This is a genomic window from Nitrospira calida (assembly GCF_976986435.1).
Window position 1 is genome coordinate 2,824,085 of the sequence record NZ_OZ335950.1, and the last position, 18,261, is coordinate 2,842,345.

The window sequence follows — 18,261 nt, forward strand, 5'->3', positions numbered from 1 at the left end:
GTCTCCTTCGTGAGGATTCATTCACGCTGTCGTCGTGTCCTTCGACCGCTTTGCAAACCGTTCCTTCAACCGCTGCCTAGCCTGCTCCGCCTGTTCGAACATCTTACACTTGTCGTAGACGCTGATCAGATTGTAATAGGCGAGCGGCTCGTCCGGATTATGCTCGACCGCGCTTTCCATGACCTTGATCGCCAGGTCGGTTTTCTTGTGATTCAGCGCGATTTCCATGAGCTTGAAGCTCGATTCGAGATGTTTCGGATCGAGCTCCAATACGCGGAGATAGCACTGCATCGCCATGTCCATCGTGTTGTAATCCGAAATCTGGGGGTTATCAAGTTCCACGTACACTCCCGCAAGGTTGTACCACGCAATCGGATCGTCGGGTGTGATTTCCACCAATTTCTCGAAATACTTCTTGGCCTCCATGTACTGCCGCTTTTCGGCGTAAACGCGACCGAGATTGAAGAGAGCAAGCACATCACTGCCATGAATTTCGAGCGCCTGCTTGAATTGTGTTTCGGCTTCTTCCATCATGCCTTTGGTGGCATAGATTGTTCCAAGATTAGAGTAATACATGGCCAACGATCGGTTCATCTCGGCCCGCAAACCTTCAGCCATCTCGATGGATTTCTTCACCTCGGTGAGCGCGTCGTCCAACCGCCCCTTGCTGAAGTACAACTCTCCCAGCCGACAACGCGCTTGAAAGTCGTCGGGCTCGGTCGCCAACAGCTTTTCAAGTTCCGCGATTTCCTCATCCGGCGTTAGCGGACGCTCACCCTCTTCGACCGTCGCTCCTCCCGGATCCGGCGTAGGCATCGTTTTCTGTTCATCCATAGGTATTCACCAGGCTTTCTTCATTTAAGTCCGTCCGCTGACAAGTGCCGGGGGAGCAGTGGCCAGCCGGGACTCGGTAGCAGGATTCTCGTCCATGGCAACCACCCGTCGCTTGTCCAGATTAAGAAGCATCAGGCCTAAAATCACCATCAAAGTTAGGTGTGAAAGCTGCAGCGCGTAGCCGGCAATGAACAAAAACCCCAACCCATAGCCGGCCATGCGACCCATGAAAAGCAATTTGATCACAGCGTATGACCAACACAGCAAGCCGGTTACATAGAAAGCAAAGGGCAAATAAAATGTATAGCCCATGCCCATCTGGAAAATCCAACTGATGCCCTCACCGGCCTTCCTCACAGTTTCCGCCACCGCTGGATTGTATAGGCTGAGCGCGTAATCCATAAATAACAACGCGGCAAAGAGCGTGCAAGCAACACTCCAGAACCACAGTGCTCGCCGACGCAGGCGGCGGTTTTTTGTGTGGAAGGACACGCCACCTCCATAGGCCCAAAAGACAAGAATGCTGGCCAACACCATAAGCGCCTCACCGGCCCGGTTGATCTCGTGAACGAGCGGAGGCGGTGTCAAGATGCCAAGCCAGCCAAAGCCGGTCGAGAGGGTCTGATAATAGAACCAACCGGAGATCCCGAGAAAGAAACAGAGGCCGAACGCCAACCGGGACGGAGACTGATGTGAAAGAAGGTACTCCGCCGTCAACAATGTAATCACCGCAAATGCAACCAAATTGTACACCACCGACCCGAACATCGCTGGCGGTACGATGAGGAATCCGATCGTCAAAAGTAGCACAAGCATGACCGCCGGGACCGTGAATTTATCGATCCCAGCAACCCAGCGCTTACCGGCGATTTTGTTCGCAAGCAGAACCAGGAGAGCCAGAAACACGAGCAACGACACCGTGTTCAACAGGGCAAATCCGATCGAGGAAAGGGCTTTAAAAATGAGCCGAACCGACTCGTGTTGAGCAAACACCTTACTCAAGTGCATGCCGAGGCGAGAAACCAACCGATACAACACCAGTTCGAGCAGACCGGCCAGCAACGCCAGACGGATCGTGTATTCGAAAAGCAGACCTTGCTCCTCAATCCGTCCGCTTTTCTCAACAGCCGTTTCTCCGACCATAGCTAAAACCGGACCTCCTGCTCTTGCGCCGACCGTCCCGTCGGAAGAAAAACGATTATAGCCGGATGGGGAAAATAGCGTCAATTACCGCAATTTAGGCTCAAGAGCCAGCCGGCTGAGGAACTCGGTCTGCTTGAGCCTTCGCGCGAGCGATGTACAGAAGTCCATCGGCCATTGAATAGTTAAATGGTAATTCGCACACCACCTCGCTGATTTTTTCATAGATGTATTGGTACACTCGCTCCGCCTGATCGGGGGTCATTCCTTCCTGAACTTCATAGAAGAATCCCAAGCTCAAATCTTCAGCGGCCGGGCGCATGATTCGCCTGATCCCGTAGCTGCCCGGATCACTCATGATCGGCGCTTCCTTCTCCAAATCGAACAAGCACGGCTGGCATGAAAAACCGAACGAACTATGCAGCTTTTTGTTTTCCACAATGAAATTCATGGTTTCCAGCGCCTCTTCTTCGCGCTCGGTCGGGAAGCCCACGATGATGTAGCAGTGGACGGCAATGCCCAAGTCCACGCAGTCGTTAGTAATGCGCCGGACACTCTCTTGCTTGATCCCTTTTTTCATGAAATCCATGACTCGTTGATTGAAGGATTCCAGTCCAAACACGATTTTCAAACAGCCGGCGTCCCGCATCAGTATGAGGAGATCGCGTGAGAGATTCTTTTCGAACCTCATCTCACAAGTCCACTGAACGTTAAGATTTCGATCGATCATCTGTTGGCACAACCGTTTCGTAGGCGACAGCGCAAAGCACTCGTCCGTGAAGAAGAAAAAGCCTGCGCCATACCGCTGTTTGAGCCAAGCCAGCTCATCGACCGTTTTGCCAGGATCTTTCTGCCTGAAGTTCTGGTGATCCAGAGTCAGCGCGCAAAACGCACAATCCTTATAGTAGCATCCGCGGGAGAACTGGACCGGCAGCACCGGTTCCGGCGATAGATAGCGGCCGAGTGGGAACCCGTCGTAATTAGGCGCTGGCAACCGGTTGATGTTTTCTGAATAAAAAGGCTGGTTGACCGTGATCTTGCCGTTTTGGCGGTAAATCAAATTGGGCACCTTGCTGAAATCGCGCTTGCCCTCCATCTGATTAACCAATTCAAGGAGAGCCGTTTCACCTTCGAACACCACGAAGTCGTCGGTGAGATCGAAAAGCCCTGGACATCGCCGCAGGTTGTCGACCAGGCGCGTAAAGATGCTGCCTCCGATTGTCAGATGAATATCTGGATTGGCCTCTTTGATCAGTCGACAAAGAGTCAGACCGGGCACGATTTGAGACGTAGCCGTGATGGACACTCCGACCAGCTCCGGCTGGCCAGCAAGAATCGACGGTAGGCACTTCTCGCGAAACAGGCTGATGTAAGGATTCTGCTCCTCGTCACGAATCACTTTCAGCAAATCTTTTGATGAATAGATTGAATAGGAGCTAAATTGGTTGTCCACGACGGTGATACGGGTGGGAAAGTAGAGTGACGAGACCAACTCGAGCCATTTATCGATCAGGAAAAGACTGTCTCGGTACTGATCGAGATCGTAAAATCCTTCTCCTCGCAACGTTTCCTTGGCGAGCTCGATCCGATCGATCAAATACGGGAAGCGGTCGAGCGATTCGACAAGCCGTGCATAATGCTCCGTGCTCGACGCACCGGTTTCTCCTTCTCGTTTTCGCTCAAGATCTCTGACCTTCTCTATCAAGCGTCGGTAAATTTCCTCGCCGTACGCCCGCGTCAGCATGATATCAAGCAGTTCGATACCTAGGTCGCGCTGCGAGACGTTCCGAACCCCTGCCTGTGCAAGAAATCCCGTGAGGGATGGCAGACTCAAGTAAGGCTGGGAGGGATGCCAGGTCGGCGGGAACAGTAACAAGATCTTCATGAGCGGCCTTTCTTGCCGATCCGAATTCTACAGAAGATTCCGAGAATTAGCGGTGCGCCTCAGTGATTCATCAAATTTTATACACCCCGTGATTTAGCAAAAGCAACCCTGTAGGACTATGTCCCTTTATTCAAGCCTTACACCAAATAATAGTCTTTGTTGATCCGAAAGGGAAAAACGTAACCACAAGGCTGGAAAAACAGAAAAGCCCTGAGCCGCCACGTCAGACAAGTGATGGAAGGCGGACTCCGGGCTTTTCTTAAACCAATTAGTTTGAGGCGATAACCGGTCCAGCCCGGACAACGCCTCAATCATGCACCCGATCGATCACGGGAGCTTTAGCGTGAACCAAGTGGAGATGCCCTTCATACCGTTTCTCTCCACATTGGCGCCGTCCCAAACTGCAAAAGCCACAGGGACAGACATGCCAGGCTTGAACTGCACATCATTGGGATCACTGGTCTCCAGGGCCCGCTTAACAACAATACGCCACGTCGGACCCGTGCAGCATCCACCCTTTACCGAACCGGCCGGTTCCCACACGCCATTACCGATCACATCCTGATGCGCCTGCGTAGTCAGCGTGCTGAATCCGTTGGCATTGAGATCTTCCACGGAACTCACGCGCAACGTCGGATCCGACATGATATTCCCCGACCAGATGCCCGGATTGAAGGGCCCGAGGCTTCGACCGATCCGGTCCGGGTAGGTGACACCGCCGGCTGGTTCTTCAAAATAGTAATCCCAGAAAATCCCGGGATATTGATCGTCCACGTCCCAAATCCCGGCGCTATCCTTACCCAAGTCCTTCTGCCACTCAGCATTCCACCGCCAGATGTTCACAGTGCCTCCCGACTGCCCCATGCACTGGAACGGAGGCGCACCAGAAGGATTCACCGGGAATTGAATCGCCGCCTGATCTCTGAAGTCTTGGGGGCCGATCGTGGTATCGTTCTTGGTCTGGTCAGCCCAATCGAGGCGGAAACCGATTTCCTTACCGTTAGTGACAGCCTTGACGAACACCGACTTGACCGAGATATTCGGATGCATCGGGGTGGTGATCGTCTGCCCACTCAAAGGCACGACAACACCCGGCACACCTTCCCAGATCGGATTGGCACCGTCCATAGGGATAGGGCCCTTAATGGCCTTCACTGGGATCGTGACCGGTTGGCTGACCGCCAGCGGCACTTGCCCAATCGTCAGCATCGCGCCAACGACCAGAGCAGAGAGAAGAATGCCAAACACCAAACGCTTGTTGCGTGTCTGCACCAGTCTCATATGAATATGCCCTCCTCTCATTAAAAGATTAAAAAAACGACGGCGCATTACTGCTCGACCGGCTCAATCTTAACAAGTAAAGACTGCGAGGCCCCTATGCTGTTCCAACCGGCCCACTCTCCTCCTTTTTCTCTTCCTTTTCCAAAAATGTCTGGGCGCCAACTTCGTTAAGTAACATGCTCAACTCGTTCCCCTGATCCTGCGCGCCGCACTCGTATGTTTGACCTTCGGGAGCACTGAACGTCGCAGGACGGTAATCGGTTTCAGAGTAGGGTTGCGGATTCACGCCGAGAAAAGCTACTTCGAAATCCATCCAGTCGGTCGTGACATCTGCCATCAACTTGAAGAATCCCGAATCAGCCTTCCTGGCTAACATCCGGCAGAAGAGGGGCACCCAACGACCAATATGATTCTTCACAAACTTCTTCTGGGCGTCGACGACAATCTGGGTTTTATCCGCGCCGTCGTGGCAGCGGGAGTAACTCTCCTTGTACGCCAAAAAGTGCATGAACTCGAGTTCCACGCTCAGATGGTCAAGTCGCTCGTGGATATCTCTCGAAAGCTCGACGCCGAAGGCTTTATAAAAGCCGGCGATATCCCCCATGACATGAGACTGTGCAAACACGTGATCATTTCCAAAGAGGGTCTCATAGGGAGGACAATCGAGGGTGATGACATTGCTGAATACCCGACGATGCTCGCCCTGCAGATCGCTGAGTTGCCAGTTGATGCACTCCGCCGCAATCCATTTTTCGATCGAGTCGAAATGCTTGAGCAATGCCGCAATCTTCTGCTTCGCACGCTCTCCACCGTTACCGTCAAGTGCCGAACGAAGGCTCTCCAAGGCCAAGCGGCCGTCTTCCACGAACTCCCCGCTCTGGAGATAATCGAGAAACTCATCGTCTTCCGGATACAACATACTCCAGGAGATCAGGAGGTAGATCTTGCTGCGGTTCAAAGCCCGTTCGACCGCTGGAGTATCTTTTACGACTTCTGTTCTGGGAATGACCGCCGTAGAGCTTTCTGGCTGTTTCATTTGAGATTGCTTAGCCGTCATCACTACCCCTCCTCAGTCCGATGCTTCAAACCGTCGTATGAGCCGAAACTTTTCGGTTTAAAACTTCGAACTTCTGGCACAGGCTGGCGTATCATAGGTAAAGGCCAATGCGAAGTCAAGCGTGATCTCGGCCATCCCCCTCGCTACCTGACTGCCTGTTTTTAACGTTTCTCTGTGCTAGCCACGAGCTCTGATCTCCCCTCTCGCAGCTAACCGGGCACCTTATAACCCCGCGTGAGAACAGCCTTTTGTCAGCCATCGCGCGGGAGAAACCTTGATGGCGATCCTGTCGTTGACGGTCTTACACACGGATTCGCAAATCCCACAACCGACACACCGGTCGCTTGAGACCACGAGACGCATCGACTTGAAATCCATTTGCAACGCATCCATCGGACACTTTGAAACGCAAGCATGACATCCTTGTCCGGCCGTGCAATCACCGTGCGCCACCACGGCCTGCCCCATTTTGACATATTCTCGCCCTGCGAGAGGTAGCAAGGCATCCGTTGAGCAGGCAGTGATACAGGGAAAATCCTCGCACAGATAACAAGGGATTTGATCAGGAAATACGACGGGTGTGCCGTTCTGTCGGTCGAATTCGATGCTTCCATAAGGGCAGGCTTTCGCGCAGTCGCCACAGCGCGTACAGCGCTCAAGGAAGATGGCCTCCTCGATCGCTCCCGGCGGTCTGAGCCAATCCATCCGGGGAGGAGGCTCGCCCTTCTCCCGAGGCGCGTCCTTGTGCTTAACGAACTCATGAGCAGCCCTAGCTACGGAAATGAGGGAGTCTTTCAGAAACTGCCGTCGACCGTACTGTGGTTCTGAGGCCATCGGCTGAACATCCTCCAATGAATGATTGATTATCCCGATTGATTATCCCATCACCCCATCGGCGCGAAGCTTGTAGACTTCGACACAGCGGTCGCAAGCGCCGAATTCCGTATCCCAACCGGGATGATTCTCTCGAATATAGTCCAAGACATACTTCTCAACCTTATTCTCCAAGTCCTCGACCCAGGAGTACGTTGGAAAGCGGCATAGCGGGCATGGAAAGCCAGGCATCAGCATGATTTTGTTCTGCGTTTCGGGCACCTCGCCGCCCTCGACTTCGACCGCTCGGTCCATGACCCGCAGCGTATCTGTTGCCATTTCCACCAACTCGGAGTGGGTAAAGAACTGCGTCTGCCACAGGCCTTCGAATACCGATTTGAGCTGGGCGGGCGGAATCTTCCGGTACCACGAACGGAACTCCTTATACCGGTCTTCTTTGGTAAGCATCGGCTCTTTGCCCGCAGCCTCGAGGCGGCTGTCAATGCTTAAACACCACAGAACCCGGTAGCGATGAAGAATCAGCGCTTCCTCGCCGGGATTCTGCCCGACCTTGGTATCCGGATCATAGTTGAACGCCGGGTCCAGCATGTCGGAGATGTGGGTCAATTCATGTCGGCAATAACGGGTCAACGCGGGATCGTAGAATCGACGCGGAATGAGTTTGATACCGACGCCTTTTAGGCCCTTCTCCTCAAACTGCTTGGCCAATTCATGCTCGACGGAACCCCACTTTCTCAGGATGTCGACTCCTTCCTGATCCTCCTTCAACACCCCCTTGACCAGGACAATGCCGATTTTTTTCTTCAACTCAGGGAACTCGTCGAACGCGTCGCGAATTATGTCCGAGAACCCCCAAACACCGAAAAGATATTGATAAAGTTTCTTGAACTCCGGTTCCCGATCATCGAGCGAGAATTTCTCATAGATCGGGTCGGCAAGCTCGTGGAACTCCTTATAATAGGTGGGATCGCCTTCTCGTTCGGTCTTTTCGATGAATGAATCGATCACTTCCTGGAGCAGGGCGGGTTGAAATCGGATTTCCATCGGATACCTCGACGGCTAGAGCTAGAGTTGGGACCGCGAACCACGTAATTCGGGAAGACCGAATATTCTCACAATCAATGCCACCGGCTCCCTTGACTTGTCCGCATGGCATCTCTTACCATTTATTTTTAACTGGATTTAAAATTATACTCGCCCGGAAAACCCTTTTGCAATTTGCGCGTAGGTAACCCAGAGCCAGCAAGGAGTGAAAACAGTACCCATGCCTGATCAAGCTCTGCATGCCCAGATGTCACAAGCAGGTCTCGCATCTGAACAAGCCGAAGGTCAACAGCCGAAAGTCGACCTGCTTGAGTATTGGAAAGCAGGCGCGCGCGAAGTCCGAACCTTTCGCGGGCATTCCCACGGAGTCTGGACAGTTGCCTTCTCGCCTGATGGCCAGACCTTGGCTTCCGGTGGAGTCGACCGCATGGTGCGTATCTGGGATATCGAAACCGGACGACTGCTCCGGTCGTTGCGCGGCCATACCCATGACATCAGAGCGGCGGTATTTACGCCAGACGGTCAAATTCTCGCCACCGGCAGCGATGACCGAACGATCCGCCTGTGGAATCCCAGGACCGGCGAACCTTTGAAGCTCCTCTTCACCCGCTACGACCACAACGTCTGCAGCCTCTCCCTCTCTCCGGACGGCCTGATGCTAGCCCGCGGAAGTCATAACAAGGACATCAAGATCTGGGAAGTCACGACCGGCACCGAGTTGATGACGCTCCTGGGGAAGGATCCGTATGACCACCATTGGTCAGTTTGCGTCGCTTTCTCGCCTGACGGTGTTCATTTGGCCAGCGGCAGCGATATCGGCAAGATCAAGGTCTGGGAGGTCTTGCCAAGCGGGGAGGAAAAAATCGTTCACAACGGCCACTGGAGGGAAGATGAAGAAGACTCTCCGGAAGCACGCGGGTATTTTTTCGAGGACGACGGCGGCTTCCAAAAGCCGATGGACTATTGGATCGGTGCCATGACCTTCACGCCGGATGGGAAGACCCTCATCACCGGCAGCCGGGATACGACCATCAAATTCTTCGCCATGCCGCAAGTGACTGAACTGAGAACACTGAAAGGTCACAGTGGCTGGGTTCGGTCGCTGGCCGTCTCGCCGGACGGGAAAGTGTTGGCGAGCGCAAGTGATGACCATACCATCAAGCTGTGGGATATCGCCTCGGGGCGGCACTTCAAGACGCTGAAAGGGCATACCGGCTACGTCCGGTCCGTATGCTTTTCTGTCGATGGATTGCGCCTCGCCAGTGCTTCCTGGGACCGGACTGTCAAACTGTGGGAAGGGGGTCCAGAACCGACGGAATAAGCTCAGTCCTCGTCGGACTCCGGTTCTGCACCGTTCCTCCCCGAGGGTATGCCGTACCGTTTGCATTTCTCCCACAGCGCCTTCCGCGAAAGCCCTAGAATTTTGGCAGCTTCGGTTCTGCTCCCCCCAACCCGATCCAGCACGGAGACGATGTATTCCCGTTCGAACCGTTCTCTCGCCATCGACAAAGAGCAAGTCGGTGCTTCTTTCCGCGCTGCCCCTGTCAGACCTTCACTGCAAAAACCGCATGAGTCCTGGGGCGACCCGCCAAGGTAGGGACAAGATTGGAAGCCACAAAGATCCCATGGCTGAATCTCCTCCTGCGCGCGCCCCAACGCAACGGCTCGTTCGACCATGTTCTCCAATTCGCGCACATTGCCAGGATAGGAATAGCGCAAGAGCAGTTCGCGGGCCGCCTGTGAAAATCCCTTGAGGTCCTTGTTCATATGGGCGGACCTCGTGTGGAGCACATGTTCGGCGATCAACAGAATGTCTTCCTGACGCTCCCGCAACGGAGGCAAAACCACTTGCACGACATTCAGCCGATAAAACAAGTCCTCGCGAAAACGGCCGGCCGCAACTTCCTTCTTCAAATCCTTTTGTGTCGCGCACACCAGACGGACGTCCACTTCAATCGTCTCGTTCCCCCCCACCCTCTCGAATTGCCGCTCCTGCAGGACCCGCAGCAATTTGACCTGTACCACCGGAGAAATCTCGCCAATCTCGTCCAGGAACAAGGTTCCTTTGTTGGCCAGCTCGAACCGCCCGCGACGTTGTCGGAGCGCTCCGGTGAAGGCTCCCTTCTCATGGCCGAATAATTCCGCTTCCAGCAGGGTCTCCGGCAGAGCCGCGCAACTGACCTTGATCAGGGCATGATCTTTTCGCGGACTAATGTGGTGGATCGCATTGGCAACCAATTCTTTGCCGGTCCCGCTTTCACCGACGATCAAGACGGTGGAATCCGTTCCGGCCACCAATTTGATCTTTTCCAACACCGCGCGCATCCGCTCGTTCTTGCCCAGGATCCCCTGGAAACTGAACTTGCCGGCCAACTCCTCTTTTAACTGCAGATTCTCCTGACGAAGCGCCAGCACCTTGGCCAGTCGATCGACGATGAGCAGCAACTCGTCCATCTGAAAGGGCTTGGTGATGTAGTCGTACGCCCCCAATTTCATCGCGCCGACCGCCGTTTCGACCGAACTATGTGCAGTGATCACGACAACTTCCGTTCGGGGCGAAACCTGCTTACATGTCTGCAACAGCGTCAAACCGTCCGTGCCAGGCAAGCGCAAATCGGTAATGACGATGTCGAACTGCCGTTTCTGGACGGCCTCGACGCCCTCGGTCCCGCTGGACGCCGCCTGAACATCGTATCCAACGGCCTTCAAGGCGTCGCTCATGGAAAGCCGCATCAGCGGTTCGTCATCCACGATGAGTAGGCTAAGAGGCTTCACAACGGTCTCCCGATTGCCACCCGCTCCCTCGCAACAGGCAAGCAAAGGGTAAAGGTCGTGCCTTTTCCGACCTCACTCTCGACAAGAATCTTCCCTCCATGTCGCTCGACGATGCCGAGGCTGACGGACAGCCCCAGGCCGGTTCCTTCCCCTTCTCCCTTCGTGGTGAAGAAGGGGTCGAAAATCTTGGGCAACACAGACCCAGGAATACCGCACCCAGTGTCCTTGATCTCGATCAGGCAGAGTCCCTCATCAATGCGCGTTCGGATCGTGAGCACCCCGCCGCCTTTCATGGCCTGCACCGCGTTCAGGATCAGATTCATCAGCACTTGTTCAATCATATGGCGGTCGACCATGAGGTCCGGCAGGTTACGACCGAGGTCCGTTTCCAACACAATGCGATTTGTGACGAAGGTGTGATTGGTGAGCACGAGCACCCGCTCGATGACTTGATTGATATCGGTCCGGGACAGTTCCGGCTCATGCTGCTGCGAGAAATCCAACAGTTGTCTGACGATTTTCTGCACGCGGCGCAACCCGTCCTCCATCGAAGCCAGATACTCCTCCTGCCTGGCCGGGGGTAAGTTCCCTTTCCGAAGGTTGTACAAACAGTTCAGGATACCTCCCAGCGGGTTGTTGATTTCGTGCGCGACACCGGCCGCCAGCTTGCCCACCGATGCCAGCTTCTCGGAGCTGAGGATCTGCCGTTCAAGCTTCTTCGTCTCTGTCATATCGCGCGCGATGCCCAGGACACCCAGAATGCCGCCGTCCGAATCGTAGAGAGGCGATACACTGACCATCACTGTCCGAGTGTCTCCCGTCCGGGTAAGGACTTCGACTTCATAGACCTGCTTGGTGCCGATATCCAGCGTGCTTTTGAGTCGGCGTCCCCGGTGCCGTTTGGACAGCAAGGACAGGTACGGCCGACCGATGAGATCTTCTTTCCGATACCCCCACGCTTCGACCTTGCTGTTAACGTAAGTGAACCGCTGCTCCGAATCCAGGGTATAGATGACATCATTCGCGTTCTCGAGGAGGTTTTCCAGATACTGCTTGGTCTCTTCGATCTCCCGTGTCCGCTCGCGCACTTTGAGTTCAAGTTCCTCTCGATACTCTTCCAACTGTCGTTCTAGTCGCTTTCGATCGGTGATATCGCGAAGCTGAACCATGACCAATGGCTCCGCATCACCTTCCACCCGCATCAGATCCATCTCGACCGGTGTCGCGCGACGAGAATGGTCGAAGACGGCGATCTCCTGCGTCGGCACGCGTCGCTGGCCGGCCACGATCTTGTCAATCAACTTCCGCATTTCCTCGTGATGAGCCGGAAGCACAATTTCCAAAATGTTCCGGCCCACAACCGCTTCCTCCGTATATCCCAACGCCTGCTCCTCCCGTTTGTTCACCGCGACGATACATCCAGTGGGATCGACCATGAACACGGAATCCGCCACCAGATCGAACAGCGCTTTATAGCGGGCCTGGGACGCGGAAAGCTGGCGGGTGCGCTCAGCGACTTCCTGCTCCAATTGCGTCGTGTACCGCTGGACCTGTTGCTCTAACTGTCGGCGCTCGGTGACGTCGCGGACGAAGGCCCGCGAGTGGATGAGCCCGCCGCTCTCGGTGTCGAACAACGCCGTCGCATGGATCTCCACATCGATAGGCCGCCCGTCCCTTGCCAGGAACACCGTCTCAATCGAGCCGCGACCCTGGGCCATCAGGCGTTCGAGATACCCCAGGATTTCTGATTCCCGCCCTCGGGGCACCAAATCCCACAGCCGCATGGTCAACATCTCATCCAGGGTATACCCAAGCTTTTCAAGGCCGGTCTTGTTCACATGCACGAATTGGCCAACCTTGTTCAATTGACAGATCATTTCCGGCGAGTTCTCAATCAGATCGCGATATTTCTCTTCGAGCTGTCTGACTTCCGCCATTCGCTGCTCAATCTGGTTGAACGAATGCTGCAGGTTGGCGGCCATCGCGTTGAAGGCCTCCGCCAAGTCCTGAATTTCGTCCCTTGTCCTGAGATTCAGTCGCTGATCCAGCCGGCCGCTGCCGATCTCCTGCACGCCTTCGTGCAAGATTCGAATGGGCTTCGAGATCCGTCGCGCGACTGTGACGCCAGTCGCCAACAACACAGCCAGCACGAAGAATCCGTAAAGCGTGACCTTCATCAAAAGCTCGTCGAGCGGAGCATAGGTTTCCTCGGGATCTTGCCGCACGAACGTGATCCAGCGTTTGCCACCCAGGCTATCCGGCGCAAGGCTCTCACCTAGCCGGATTGGCGCGAAGCCGACCAACGAATTGCGACCGCCGTGTGAATCATCGCGCGCAATGGCCCATCCGGCTTTTCCTCGCCCGATCGCGGCGACCAGCTCAGGTGTCACCGTATGCTCCTCCGGAGCGAGAACCGGGCAGATTAGTGGGGTCCCTTCAGAACTCATCAACATCGCGTGGCCCGTCGACCCGACGGTCACCTCGGAGATGGCATGAAACAACGTGTCCCGCCGCAAAAGGACCGTCACGGCCCCGATGGTTTCGTGCTGTTCATCATCCAAAATCGGCGCCGACACATTGAGCACATGGGTTCCGAAGGAAGGATCGAAATACATGTCACTGACGTAGACCCGGCCTTGCCCCTTTTTGACGACAGCCTGCCACCACAGGCTTTTCCCATAGTAGTACTCCACCTGCGGAATGGAGCTGATCACCAGTGCACCACGGTTGTCCGTGACAAAAATGCCCACATAGTCTGCTTTTCGGATGTCGTGCCAACGGATCAAATAATTGGTCACAATGCGGTTGATGAAGATCGGAAACTCGCTGCGCCGGTCGCGCGCGCGCCACCGTTGCTGCCAGTCGCGGATCATCGACTGGACAGTGCGCTCGTCCTTGCCCGCATAGGTCCGATTGGACTCCGTCACCGCCGTCCGGAGAAACGGCGTAGTGGCCAACTGTTGAGCTTCGTTGATCCCGCGGGTGATTTGGAGCTCGATCCGACGGGCCGCTTCCACGGCCAGTTCTTTGAAATTCGCGCCGATCGCCTCGCGAAGCGCACGTCGCTCCTCAATGTATGTCAGGGCAAGGGATAAGGAAAGGGGGAGAAGGCCGACCATCACGATGGCCGCGATGATCTTCCGTTGGAGACTCCGTGACCGACCCCAGAACTCCATGTGAACCTAGGGGGGCTAATCAGGCGACAGAGGCATGTCAATCTACCATTCCGGAAACGCGCAAAACGAGTCCCCCCATGTGGGCGGCGGCTCAAGCCCGCTTCAACAGCCGACCTGGGCCTCCGGGCCAAATCAGAAGCAGCGGGCTAGCCACAAACACCGACGAGTAGGTCCCGAAGATCACGCCCCATAATAATGCGAGAGAAAAGTCGTGAAGCACCTCGCCGCCCGTCAGAACCAGAGGAATTAACACCAATACCACCGTCAGGCTGGTCACAATGGTCCGGCTCAACACCTGATTGATCCCGTTGTTGATGACCGTCGCGATGTCGTCGCGACGGCGAAACCGGAGGTTTTCCCTGATGCGGTCAAATACGACGACGGTATCGGTAAGTGAATAGCCGGCCAGCGTGAGCAATGCCGTCACGACGAGCAACGTGATTTCTTTGTCGAGCACATAAAATGCGCCCAGCACCGCCAGCACGTCGTGGAAAGTCGCCAAGGCTGCGGCGACGCCGAACCGCAACTCAAACCGTGCCGCGATATACATAACGATTCCGGCAAAGGAGATAAGGATCGCGATCAACGCGTCCTGCTGCAGTTTCTTCCCGACCGTTGGCCCGATCTCCGTGCTAGAGTCCACAACGAAGCGGTTCGCCGGGAATTCCTGGCTGAACACCGTCATAACCCGTTCAGCGACTTTCTCCTCAATCGTCGTGGAAGTCTTCACTCGGATCAACAGCTTGTTTTCCTGGACGAACTCCTGCAACTCGGCGTCGCCCAACCCATGGGCCTCCAGCGCTTTCCTTGCTTGGTCGATCCGGATTGGCTGGTCGAATTTCAATTGCACCGCCGTTCCGCCGGCGAAATCGATCCCCAGATTCGCAGCTCCCCGGCCGATCTGGATGACCGCCACCAGCCCCAAGAGCACCATGATACCGGAAAACATGAAGGCGATCCGTCGCTTGCCCATGAAGTCGATATTCGTCTTGCCCAAAATTTCAAACATGCCGGCTCCTTCTCAAACTAAATGCTAAGGTGCTCGACTTTCCGACGCTGATTGATGATATCGAAGATCACTTTAGTTCCGACCAATGCGGTAAACAGATTGATCGCGATGCCCAAACACAACGTGACGGCAAAGCCCTTGATCGGTCCGGTGCCGAACAAAAAGAGCGCAAACCCGGTGATCAAGGTGGTTACGTGCGAGTCAATGATTGTCAGCAACGCCTTGTCGTATCCGCCGTCAACAGCCAGCCGCACCGGTTTACCCTGCCGCAGTTCCTCGCGGATACGCTCAAAGATGAGCACGTTGGAGTCAACACCCATGCCGATCGTCAGGATAATCCCGGCGATGCCCGGCAGGGTCAAGGTCGCATTGAGCGCCGCCAGAGCTCCAATCAAGCAAATGAGATTGAGCGCCAGGGCGAAATCGGCGATGACGCCCGAAAGCCGGTAATACACCATCATAAACAGCACCACCATCGTGCCGGCCAACAGCGTAGACTTAATGCCCTTGTCGATGGAATCCTGTCCCAATGAGGGCCCCACCGTCAGATCCTGAATGATCTTCAGCGGCGCGGGCAATGCCCCGGCTCTGAGCACGATCGCCAGATCATTTGCCTCCTGCATGGTGAACGCCCCCGTGATCTGGGCCCGCCCGCCGCTGATCCGCTCCTGGATGACGGGAGCAGAATAGACGGTGTTATCCAGCACGATCGCCATGCGTTTCTTGACGTTCTCCGCGGTGATCCGTTCGAATTCCCGGGCGCCCTTGGCGTCAAAGGTCACGGACACGTAAGGATCGTTGAATTGGCCGATCGAGACTCGCGCGTCGCTCAGCACGTCTCCAGCGAGCATCACCCGTTTCTTCACCAGGTACGGAATGCGATATTCTCGCCCACTGTCCTTATCCACAACGCGCTCGAACAGAATCTCATCGCCTTCCGGAATCTTGCCTGCGAACTGTTTTAAAACTTCCTCCTCCTTGCCCTTGGGAATGCGCTGCGGTAGATCAAGAGCCAATTTGCTGTCCTCGTCCAGCAGTTTGAATTCCAGAAGCGCGGTTTCCTTGATCAAGTCTTTCGCTCGTTTCGGCTCCTTAATCCCCGGCAACTGCACAACGATCTGGTTCAAGCCTTGTCGTTGAATCAGCGGCTCCGCCACACCGAACTGGTCGATTCGATTACGGATCGTCTCTAAGGCTTGGTTGATGGCGGAATCCTTGATACGCTTGATTTCTCCCTCGCGTAGCTCCCAGACCACCGTGTGGGCGTCGCCCACGCTTTCCACTTCATAAAATGCCGGAAAATCGTCGAGCAGTTTCTGAATCTGTTCCTTTAACTCCGTATTTTGGAACGAAAACGAGAGACGAGCAAAGCCGGTCCGCTTGACCGACTCCACGGGGATCTTCTTTTCGACCAGCAGATCCTGGATAGCCACGACCGATCGATCAACGGCGATCTCCACCGCCCGGTCTTCCTCGACCTCGAGCACTAGGTGGATACCTCCCTGCAGATCGAGCCCTAGCGTGATCCCCTTGTTCGGAAGCACGGTTTTCAACCAATCGGGTAATTGCCGGTACAAGGGTTGATAGGAGGGGAGAAAAAAAATAAACGACATCACCAGCACAAACGCCAACAACGCCAACCGTCCGCTGACTTTTTTCATCCTCGTTCTGACCTCGCACGTGGCATGGGCCGCTCCTCAGTCTTCGTCTTCGGTCCGCAACCTGGCAATGAATTCCTTCTGAATCTTGATTTTGGTATTGTCGGAAATCTGAAGCGTCACGGTGTCTTTCCCCAAATTCGTCACCGTCCCCCAGATACCCGACGCGGTGACGACTTTGTCGCCTTTCTTGAGGGAATCCAGCATCGCTTTCAGCTTTTTCTGCTTCCGCTGTTGCGGAAGGATAAGCAGGAAATAGAAGATCACGAAGATCAGCACAAATGGGACGAGCGACAATAGCCCGCTCACGGCGGAATTACCCGCGGAAGTCCCCTGCGCCCATGCCATCGGTGTCATCGTCTGCGGTTCTCCTTATAGACCTGGACCGAGCACGCCGTCTTGGCGCCGCGGGCCTCGACCGTTTCGTCGACCTGTTCCTCGCCCGGCCACTGGTCGCGGCGGGCGAGGAACTCCGTCCGGAAGGCTGCGAAGCGGCCTTGTTCGATGGCGAGACGGATCTGGCGCATAAGCTCGGCGAAATAGAACAAGTTATGGATGGTGTTGAGTCGAGCGCCCAGCATCTCTTTGACATTGAAGAGATGATGCAGATAGGCCCGCGAGTACTTGGTGCAGACCGGGCATCGGCAGATTGGATCGATCGGTCGCTCATCGCGCGCATAGTGCGCCTGTTTGATCACCACGCGTCCGAAAGATGTGAACAACCAGCCGGTCCGACCATGTCTGGACGGCACCACACAATCGAACAGGTCGATGCCACGCGCGACGCCCTCGACCAAATCTTCCGGCATGCCAACTCCCATCAGGTACCGGGGCTTCATGGCAGGTAATTCGGGCGTCGTCACGTTGAGCACGTCGTACATAGCAGCTTTTTCTTCGCCGACCGACAACCCTCCCACTGCATACCCATCGAACCCTAGAGCTACAAGATCTCGCGCGGATTGAACCCGCAGCGCGGAATCTGTCCCTCCCTGGATGATTCCGAACAGCGCCTGATCGGTGCGTCGTCTGGCTGCTTGACAGCGACGGGCCCACAAGCTGGTGCGACGGACGGCTTCCTGAACCAGCTCAACGCTGGACGGCAGTCCGACGCATTCGTCGAGCGCCATGATAATGTCGGCTCCTAAAGCCTCCTGGATGCGGACTGCCGTCTCCGGGGTGATATGGTGCAGCGAGCCGTCAATGTGCGATTGGAACGTGACGCCTTCATCGGTGACCTTGCGAAGTTTCGCCAGGCTAAAAATTTGAAACCCGCCGCTGTCCGTCAGAATGGCACCAGACCATCCGGTGAAAGCATGCAGTCCACCCATATCCGCGACAACCTGGTGGCCCGGTCGGAGGTAAAGGTGGTATGCGTTGTTCAGGATGAGCCCAAAACCCAGACGGCGCAGGTCATCCGGGTCCACCCCTTTGACGGTGCCCAGTGACCCCACCGGCATAAAGGCGGGCGTCGCCACAGTTCCTCGGCTCGTCGTCAACCTACCGAGTCTGGCCTTGCCGCCCATGTCCGTGCGGATTACCGCAAAGTCGATCATACCATCAGGTGCTCG

15 protein-coding genes are annotated in these 18,261 nt (G+C 55.4%); 1 reads left to right on the forward strand and 14 read right to left on the reverse strand.

What is annotated here, in order from left to right; genetic code table 11:
- Positions 1–21: 21 nt before the first annotated feature.
- The 8 genes from ACWHTU_RS13925 to ACWHTU_RS13960 all read right to left on the reverse strand — a co-directional run bounded on the left by ACWHTU_RS13925 (position 22) and on the right by ACWHTU_RS13960 (position 8,075).
- Positions 22–834 (reverse strand): tetratricopeptide repeat protein, encoded by an 813-nt coding sequence (locus ACWHTU_RS13925; protein ID WP_447859978.1) that lies wholly within the window; start codon positions 832–834, stop codon positions 22–24.
- A gap of 24 nt (positions 835–858) precedes the next feature.
- Entirely contained in the window at positions 859–1,977 is a 1,119-nt protein-coding gene (locus ACWHTU_RS13930; protein ID WP_447859979.1) for a hypothetical protein, read from the reverse strand.
- Positions 1,978–2,077: 100 nt separating this feature from the next.
- Positions 2,078–3,571: a B12-binding domain-containing radical SAM protein gene (locus ACWHTU_RS13935; protein WP_447859981.1), complete on the reverse strand. Its 1,494-nt coding sequence runs from the start codon at positions 3,569–3,571 to the stop codon at positions 2,078–2,080.
- Between the two features lie 414 nt (positions 3,572–3,985).
- Complete coding sequence (locus ACWHTU_RS13940; protein ID WP_447859982.1) at positions 3,986–4,174, reverse strand: hypothetical protein; 189 nt, start codon at positions 4,172–4,174, stop codon at positions 3,986–3,988.
- Positions 4,175–4,186: 12 nt separating this feature from the next.
- The gene (locus tag ACWHTU_RS13945; RefSeq protein WP_447859983.1) at positions 4,187–5,140 is read right to left on the reverse strand and encodes an ethylbenzene dehydrogenase-related protein; all 954 of its coding nucleotides are present in this window, start codon (positions 5,138–5,140) and stop codon (positions 4,187–4,189) included.
- Positions 5,141–5,234: 94 nt separating this feature from the next.
- A complete protein-coding gene (locus ACWHTU_RS13950; RefSeq protein ID WP_447859984.1) occupies positions 5,235–6,197 on the reverse strand; it encodes a TorD/DmsD family molecular chaperone in 963 nt (320 codons plus the stop codon).
- Positions 6,198–6,419: 222 nt separating this feature from the next.
- Entirely contained in the window at positions 6,420–7,031 is a 612-nt protein-coding gene (locus ACWHTU_RS13955) for a 4Fe-4S dicluster domain-containing protein (protein WP_447863368.1), read from the reverse strand.
- A gap of 42 nt (positions 7,032–7,073) precedes the next feature.
- Positions 7,074–8,075 (reverse strand): hypothetical protein, encoded by a 1,002-nt coding sequence (locus tag ACWHTU_RS13960; protein WP_447859986.1) that lies wholly within the window; start codon positions 8,073–8,075, stop codon positions 7,074–7,076.
- 247 nt (positions 8,076–8,322) lie between these two features.
- Between ACWHTU_RS13960 and ACWHTU_RS13965 the strand changes: the two genes are divergently transcribed.
- Positions 8,323–9,396, forward strand: a complete 1,074-nt coding sequence (locus tag ACWHTU_RS13965) for a WD40 repeat domain-containing protein (RefSeq protein WP_447863369.1) — start codon at positions 8,323–8,325, stop codon at positions 9,394–9,396.
- Between the two features lie 2 nt (positions 9,397–9,398).
- Here the strand turns inward: ACWHTU_RS13965 and ACWHTU_RS13970 are convergent, their stop codons facing one another.
- From ACWHTU_RS13970 to tgt, 6 genes are all read right to left on the reverse strand, one after another.
- The gene (locus ACWHTU_RS13970; protein WP_447859987.1) at positions 9,399–10,850 is read right to left on the reverse strand and encodes a sigma-54-dependent transcriptional regulator; all 1,452 of its coding nucleotides are present in this window, start codon (positions 10,848–10,850) and stop codon (positions 9,399–9,401) included.
- Positions 10,847–14,026 (reverse strand): PAS domain S-box protein, encoded by a 3,180-nt coding sequence (locus ACWHTU_RS13975; RefSeq protein WP_447859988.1) that lies wholly within the window; start codon positions 14,024–14,026, stop codon positions 10,847–10,849. Before ACWHTU_RS13975 ends, ACWHTU_RS13970 begins: the two co-directional genes overlap by 4 nt.
- 91 nt (positions 14,027–14,117) lie before the next feature.
- On the reverse strand, positions 14,118–15,035 hold the full coding sequence (gene secF / locus ACWHTU_RS13980; RefSeq protein WP_447859989.1) for a protein translocase subunit SecF: 918 nt from the start codon (positions 15,033–15,035) through the stop codon (positions 14,118–14,120).
- A 17-nt stretch (positions 15,036–15,052) separates the two neighbouring features.
- Positions 15,053–16,696: a protein translocase subunit SecD gene (gene secD / locus ACWHTU_RS13985; RefSeq protein WP_447859990.1), complete on the reverse strand. Its 1,644-nt coding sequence runs from the start codon at positions 16,694–16,696 to the stop codon at positions 15,053–15,055.
- 36 nt (positions 16,697–16,732) lie between these two features.
- The gene (gene yajC, locus ACWHTU_RS13990; RefSeq protein ID WP_447859991.1) at positions 16,733–17,050 is read right to left on the reverse strand and encodes a preprotein translocase subunit YajC; all 318 of its coding nucleotides are present in this window, start codon (positions 17,048–17,050) and stop codon (positions 16,733–16,735) included.
- The gene (tgt, locus tag ACWHTU_RS13995; protein WP_447859992.1) at positions 17,047–18,246 is read right to left on the reverse strand and encodes a tRNA guanosine(34) transglycosylase Tgt; all 1,200 of its coding nucleotides are present in this window, start codon (positions 18,244–18,246) and stop codon (positions 17,047–17,049) included. The genes yajC and tgt overlap by 4 nt, the downstream gene beginning before the upstream one ends.
- Positions 18,247–18,261 lie beyond the last annotated feature (15 nt).

Excerpts from the sequence above, each read along its gene's own strand:
- ACWHTU_RS13925 (WP_447859978.1), bottom strand. The coding sequence starts at position 834 with ATGGATGAACAGAAAACGATGCCTACGCCGGATCCGGGAGGAGCGACG.
- ACWHTU_RS13930 (WP_447859979.1), bottom strand. The coding sequence starts at position 1,977 with ATGGTCGGAGAAACGGCTGTTGAGAAAAGCGGACGGATTGAGGAGCAA.
- ACWHTU_RS13940 (WP_447859982.1), bottom strand. The coding sequence starts at position 4,174 with ATGATTGAGGCGTTGTCCGGGCTGGACCGGTTATCGCCTCAAACTAAT.
- ACWHTU_RS13945 (WP_447859983.1), bottom strand. The coding sequence starts at position 5,140 with ATGAGACTGGTGCAGACACGCAACAAGCGTTTGGTGTTTGGCATTCTT.
- ACWHTU_RS13950 (WP_447859984.1), bottom strand. The coding sequence starts at position 6,197 with ATGACGGCTAAGCAATCTCAAATGAAACAGCCAGAAAGCTCTACGGCG.
- ACWHTU_RS13955 (WP_447863368.1), bottom strand. The coding sequence starts at position 7,031 with ATGGCCTCAGAACCACAGTACGGTCGACGGCAGTTTCTGAAAGACTCC.
- ACWHTU_RS13960 (WP_447859986.1), bottom strand. The coding sequence starts at position 8,075 with ATGGAAATCCGATTTCAACCCGCCCTGCTCCAGGAAGTGATCGATTCA.
- ACWHTU_RS13965 (WP_447863369.1), top strand. The coding sequence starts at position 8,323 with ATGTCACAAGCAGGTCTCGCATCTGAACAAGCCGAAGGTCAACAGCCG.
- ACWHTU_RS13975 (WP_447859988.1), bottom strand. The coding sequence starts at position 14,026 with ATGGAGTTCTGGGGTCGGTCACGGAGTCTCCAACGGAAGATCATCGCG.
- secF (WP_447859989.1), bottom strand. The coding sequence starts at position 15,035 with ATGTTTGAAATTTTGGGCAAGACGAATATCGACTTCATGGGCAAGCGA.
- secD (WP_447859990.1), bottom strand. The coding sequence starts at position 16,696 with ATGAAAAAAGTCAGCGGACGGTTGGCGTTGTTGGCGTTTGTGCTGGTG.
- yajC (WP_447859991.1), bottom strand. The coding sequence starts at position 17,050 with ATGACACCGATGGCATGGGCGCAGGGGACTTCCGCGGGTAATTCCGCC.
- tgt (WP_447859992.1), bottom strand. The coding sequence starts at position 18,246 with ATGATCGACTTTGCGGTAATCCGCACGGACATGGGCGGCAAGGCCAGA.